This is a genomic window from Dietzia aerolata (assembly GCF_014144865.1).
Taxonomy (GTDB): Bacteria; Actinomycetota; Actinomycetes; order Mycobacteriales; family Mycobacteriaceae; genus Dietzia; species Dietzia aerolata.
The window spans coordinates 1-5883 of sequence record NZ_JAALDM010000135.1; the positions used below are offsets into that span (position 1 = coordinate 1).

General features: G+C 68.6%; 4 protein-coding genes and 1 pseudogene. 3 read left to right on the forward strand and 2 right to left on the reverse strand.

Annotated features, from left to right (window positions below):
• Positions 1 to 32: 32 nt before the first annotated feature.
• Positions 33 to 1421, reverse strand: coding sequence for a condensation domain-containing protein (locus tag G6016_RS09050; RefSeq protein WP_241730012.1), 1389 nt, complete (start codon positions 1419 to 1421; stop codon positions 33 to 35).
• Positions 1418 to 1684, reverse strand: a pseudogene (locus G6016_RS09055) (acyl carrier protein); the annotation flags it as partial. The pseudogene G6016_RS09055 and the gene G6016_RS09050, both read right to left, overlap by 4 nt.
• A gap of 181 nt (positions 1685 to 1865) precedes the next feature.
• Between G6016_RS09055 and G6016_RS09060 the strand changes: the two are divergent.
• The 3 genes from G6016_RS09060 to G6016_RS09070 all read left to right on the forward strand — a co-directional run.
• Positions 1866 to 3584, forward strand: coding sequence for a long-chain-fatty-acid--CoA ligase (locus G6016_RS09060; RefSeq protein ID WP_182632351.1), 1719 nt, complete (start codon positions 1866 to 1868; stop codon positions 3582 to 3584).
• A complete protein-coding gene (locus G6016_RS09065) occupies positions 3581 to 5242 on the forward strand; it encodes a (2,3-dihydroxybenzoyl)adenylate synthase (protein ID WP_182632352.1) in 1662 nt (553 codons plus the stop codon). The genes G6016_RS09060 and G6016_RS09065 overlap by 4 nt, the downstream gene beginning before the upstream one ends.
• On the forward strand, positions 5239 to 5883 hold a 645-nt coding region (locus tag G6016_RS09070; protein ID WP_241730014.1), incomplete at its 3' end, for a phosphopantetheine-binding protein. The genes G6016_RS09065 and G6016_RS09070, both read left to right, overlap by 4 nt.

A 5883-nucleotide genomic window follows, 5' to 3' on the forward strand; every position in this document is an offset into this window, starting at 1 on the left:
AGCGATCCGCAGATCCCCGTGAATCACCCAGGTTAGTGGGTGAGGTTCGCCGTGCTGGCGGTGTGCCGGCTGTCGGTGGCAGCGGTCGCCGGGCTGGCGGTTGCCGTGTCTTCGGGCTCGGCGTCGGCTTGCAGGAATTCGTTGAACGCCTCGACGAACGTGGCCCCGTAGCCGGGGAGCGCCTCGCTGTCGTAGACGATCCCGAAACTGGTCCGCGTGCCCAGGATGAGGACGGTGACCGAGAACGAGTACCCGACCAGCGGAGAGAGTGCCGTCAGCCCCAACATGGGCGCGCCGAGGACCGTGCGCACCCGCGTGAATCCGGGGTTGATGCCCACGTGGATGTCCGGCGACATCTTCTTCATCGAGGCCCCGGACAGGAGCCTGAAGATCGGCCACGGCGCGCGCGGGGCATCGTCGGCCGCAGCGAGATTCAGGGCCATCGAGTCGTCCTCAATCCGGGCGAGCTGCTCCCGGATCCGCGGCAGCTGCCCGGCGACTGACCCCTGTGCGCCGGAGAGGTTGAGCAGTGACACCGCGACCGCGTTGCCGGTGTGCCGAAACTCCTTGTCCAGGGTCACCGGCAGGGTCACCCGGATGTTCTCGGAGGTCTCACCGGTCGGCGGGACGGTGCTGGCGGCCGCGCCGACCGCCGCGAGAACGAACTCGTGAGGGGTCGCGCTGGCCCGCTTGGCCGCGCGGCGCAGATCCCGCGTCGACACACTGTGCCAGGCGACCTCGCGCCGCCCCTGCCCGGTCAGTGTCGGCCAGTGGCGTCCCGGCTGGCCGGCGGCCCAGGCCTCCTCGAACGCGGTCTTTGCGGTCTTGAGGTCCGCGGGATCGATCCCGCTGATCGAGAACCGCGGGCTGGTCGCGAACCTGTCGAACTCGGCCAGTTCCTCGTCGTCACCATCGGCGAGCAGGGCGGAGAACGCCGCGCCCGCGATCCCGTCGGACAAACTGTGGTGCACGCGGAGGAGCAGGTACTGCCGGGCCGGGGCTGGGTCCTGGTTATGGCCTGGGTCTGGGTTCGGATCCGTGGGGTCGGCGGGGGAGAGCAGGGTGATGTGCCAGAAGGGCAGCCCGCGGCGCAGGTGCTCAGCCATCAACGTGCCGACCGTTCCGCGGAGCCCGGACTCCCCGGTGAACTCGGCGGCGGAGACCTGGCGCTCGGGGGAGATCTCCGCGAGCTGGATCATGCGGGGGCGGGTCCACCGGCCGCCTTCGATTCCGGTGCGGAACAGGTCGTAGCGAGATGCGCGTTCGGCGACCCGGTGGCGAACTGCCTCCAAGTCCAGCGGCCCGGCCGGTTCCGGATCCACCTCGAGGAGCATCGCCCAGTGCATCGGTCGGCTCGGGGTGTCCAGGTGTAGATAGGTGTGATCGGGCGGGCCGTAAGTGATCGACGGGGTCTGGCTCATGCGGTCTGGCCAGCGGTGTCGGCCTGCCGCGAACGCACCAGATCCATCAGCTCTCCAACTGTAGAGGTCTCGAGCATTTCGCGCTCGGACAGGCGTACCCCGAGGCGCTCCTCGATGGAGACGACGCCGATGGCGAACCCGACGGAATCGAGCCCCAAATCCTCGACGAGCCTCGACGAGGCCGAGGCCTGGTCGAGGGGAAGGTCGAGATCCTCGGTGAGGATTTCTGACAACGTGATTTCGACTTGATCTGACATAGAGCCTCCTGAGCTGGACTTATATCGACACTATCCGCCCGTGCAGCGGACACAAGGTGTCGTGGATCACCGGCGACGGTACTAGCGCCGATCGCGCCGAGCAAGGTATACCTTGCCTAACTTAGGTATGCCTAAATTGTTTGCCATGTCCACTTGATCCGCGCAACGGGAAGGTCTCACCCAGGCGATGACTACATTTGTTGAGAAATGGCTTATGGGCCCGGTCCCGCATGATCGTGGATTGCACAGCGGCGATGATCCGGCGAACCTCAAATTCAGAGCCTGGTCTCAGGTTCGGCTGGCGGCACGGACGGTTGCCGCGGGACTCGCCGCGACCGGGGTGGGGCATGGCGGAAGGGTGGCGATCCTCGCCGACGATCCCGGCGACGTGGCGGATCTGGTGCAGGCGACCTGGACCCGGGGAGCCGCGTTCACGATGCTCCATCAACCGACTCCGCGGGCGAACCTGCACGCCTGGCTCGACGACACCAGGGCCGTGATTGCCATGCTCGGAGCCGACGTCCTGGTGGTGGGCGGGATTTTCGCCGACGCACTCGCCGGAACGGACGTCGGCACCACGATCGTGAGCGTCGATGAACTCACCCGACTGGGGCGGGCCGGGGAGGGCGCGGACATCGTTCCGGTGCCGCTCGTCGCCGACGACGTGGCGATCCTCCAGCTGACCTCCGGGAGCACCGGCATCCCCAAGGCCGTTGTCATCTCCTTCGGCAACCTCGAGGCGAACCATTACGCGATGGCCGAGGCCATCGACCTGACTGATGTGGACGTGAGCATCAGCTGGCTCCCGCTGTTCCATGACATGGGAATGGTCGGACTGCTGCTCCTGCCGATGCTCTCGGGCATCACCGCGGTGATCACCACGCCGCGGGCGTTCCTGGTCAAACCCCAGGTGTGGGCGGAGCTCATCGACCGATTCCGTGGGACCTGCACCGCGGCGCCGAACTTCGCCTATGCGCTGCTGGCCAAGCGACTCCGGCGTGCCGACGACGGGGCGTACGACCTGTCCTCGCTGCGGGTGGCGATCAACGGCGCCGAGCCGATAGACGAATCCTCGATGTTCTCCCTGCTGGCCGAAGGCACCCGCTTCGGTCTCAGGTCGGAGGCGCTGCTGCCCTGCTACGGCATGGCCGAAACCACCCTCGCGGTGTCCTTCGACTCACTGTCCACACGCTTTGACGTGGACACCATCGACGCAGGTCTCGCCGAGACGACAGGCGAGATTCGCCTGGCTCCGGCGACGGTGGAAAGAGCGGCGGCGGGAGCGGGGGCCGAAGGCTCAGCCGGGGGCCCCGACGCCGGGACGAAGGTGCAGACCCACGTCCGGCTCGGACAGCCGGTTCCGGGGATCGAGGTGGCGGTACTTCACGAGGGACAGGCGCTTCCCGCGAACCGGATCGGCACCCTGATGGTCCGCGGTGCGGCTGTGACCGCCCGATACCTGAAGGAAACCGGATTCGAGTACGCCGTCAACGCAGACGGGTGGCTCGACACCGGCGACCTCGGATACATCACCGAGACCGGCGAGGTGGTGGTGACCGGACGAGCGAAGGACGTCATCATCGTCTCCGGCCGCAACATCGCCCCCGCGGTGATCGAACGCGCCGCCTGCACCGTCGACGGCGTCCGACCCGGCAACGCCGCAGCCGTGCCGCACCCCCGACCCGACGGGCGCGAGGGCATCGCGGTCATCGCCGAAACCGAGGGGGCAGCGGACCCGGAGGCCAGCCAGCGGATCCACGACGAGATCTCGCGCGCGGTCTTCGATGCCGTCGGCGTTCCGGTCTCCGCGGTGACGCTCATCGGCAAGGGAGAGTTGCCCAAGACGACCTCGGGCAAGATCCGCCGCCACTGCGCGGCCGACCTGGTCACGGTGGGTGGAGCATGAGCGAGACGCCACAGCTGGACGGACTGGCCGACGGGTACGTCCCCCACCCAGAGACGGCCGCGAAACGCTACGCCGAGGCCGGTCTGTTCACCGGACGCGCACTTTGGCAGATCGTCACCGATACGGCGACACGGCTGCCGGACGCGCCGGCGGTCACCGGCGCTGGCACCGACGGCCATCGCACCCTGACCTACGCCGAACTGGATCGCGCCGCACGCGCCAGAGCCGCCGGACTGCTATCGGCGGGCCTTCGCCCGGGTGAGCGGGTCATCCTGCAGCAACACAACTCCGCGGCCTTTGCCATCACCCTGCTCGGACTGCTGCGCGCCGGGGCGGTCCCGGTGATGACCCTGCCCGCCCACCGCATCAGCGAGATCAGCCACCTGGCCGCGTGCACCGGAGCGGTTGCCTACGTCACCGAGGACGGCCGTCGAGGCTATGACTACCGGAACCTGGCGACGACCCTCCGCGAAAGGGTGCCCGGAATCCGGCACGTGTTCATCGACGGCGAACCCGGCGACCATCTGCCGATCCCGGACGCCGACACGGCCGACGTCGCCCTGCCTGAGTCCGTCGACCCCGACCTGCCCGCACTGCTGCTGGTCTCGGGCGGCACCACCGGCCTGCCTAAACCCATCCCCCGGACGCACGACGACTACGTCCTCAACGCCGCACTCTCGGCGGAGATCACCCAGCTCACCGCCGAGGACGTCTACCTGGCCGCGCTTCCCGCCGCGCATAACTTCCCCCTGTGCTGCCCCGGAATCTTCGGCACCTGGACCGTCGGCGGGCACGTGGTGTTCACTGACAATCCCAGCCCGGACTCCGCCTTCGACGTAATCGAGGCGAACAAGGTCACCGTCACCGCGCTCGTACCGGCGCTCGCGCAGGTCTGGACCGCCGCCACCGAGTGGGAGCCGGCCGACGTCTCGTCGCTGCGCGTCCTGCAGGTCGGCGGTTCGAAGCTGGGGCTGGCCGACGCGCAGGCTCTCGACGCGGCGCTCGGGCCCGTCACCCAGCAGGTGTTCGGAATGGCCGAGGGACTGGTCTGCTACACCCGACTCGACGATCCCCGGGAGCTCGTCCACCGGTGTCAGGGCGCGCCCATGTCGGAGTACGACGAGGTGCGGATCGTCGACGAGAACGGCGACGACGTGCCCGACGGCGAGGAGGGCGAACTCCTGGTCCGCGGCCCGTACACCATCCGCGGCTACTACCGGGCCGGCGAACAGGCCGCCCAGAGCTTCACCCCGGACGGCTACTACCGCTCCGGCGACGCCGTCCGCAGGCAGGAGACCGGCCACCTCGCGGTCACCGGCCGTATCAAGGACACCGTTGTCCGGGCCGGCGAGAACGTGGCCGCCGACGACGTCGAGGAAAACCTCACCGCCCATCCGTCGATCCGGCAGGCCGCTGTGATCGGAGTCCCCGATGCCGACCTGGGGGAGCGGATCTCGGCACTGGTTGTGACCTCGCACGACCATCCGCCGGGCGAGCCGATCGCCCTGAACGACGTGCGCAGCTTCCTCACTGACAGGGGACTGGCCGCATTCAAACTGCCCGACGAGGTGCACATCGTGCCGTCACTACCGATCACTGCGATCGGGAAGGTCGACAAGAAGACGCTGCGCGCCGAACTCGCGAAGGAGAACGCATGACCATCACGCAATCGGAGTCCGACCTTCTCGACGTCCGTGCGGAGATCGCCGCAGTCCTCGGGGTGGAGGCGAACTCCCTGCCCGCGGACGGCGACCTGGTGATGCACGGACTCGACTCTCTACGCATGATGAAACTCGCCGGGCAGTGGCGAAAGCGCGGATACGACGTGGATTTCGCCCGCCTGGTTGCCGACCCGACCGTGGAGGCCTGGACCGAACTACTGGGTGATGACGCGGTTCCGGTGGAAGATGACGTTGTCGTCGTCGTCGACTCCTCCGTCGCCTCGACGCCTGTCGAGAGCGACGGGTCCGGCGGCGCACTCATCGACGGTGAGCGGTTCCCGCTCGCCCCGATGCAGCACGCCTACTGGGTCGGCCGGTCGGACTCCCACGCCCTCGGAGGCGTGGCTGCGCACCTCTACCTGGAGTTCGACGGCGACGCCCTGACCAGCGACGACGCTGCCGCGAAGTTCACCGCCGCCGTGACTGCCCTCGCCGACCGGCACCCCATGCTGCGCGCCCGCGTGCACGCCGACGGCACCCAGAGCATCGGGCCCATGCACCCGGGCAGCTGCGCGGTCCACGACCTGCGCGCCGTCACCGCCGACGAGGCCGAGGCGGAGCTGGAACGGCGCCGCGAC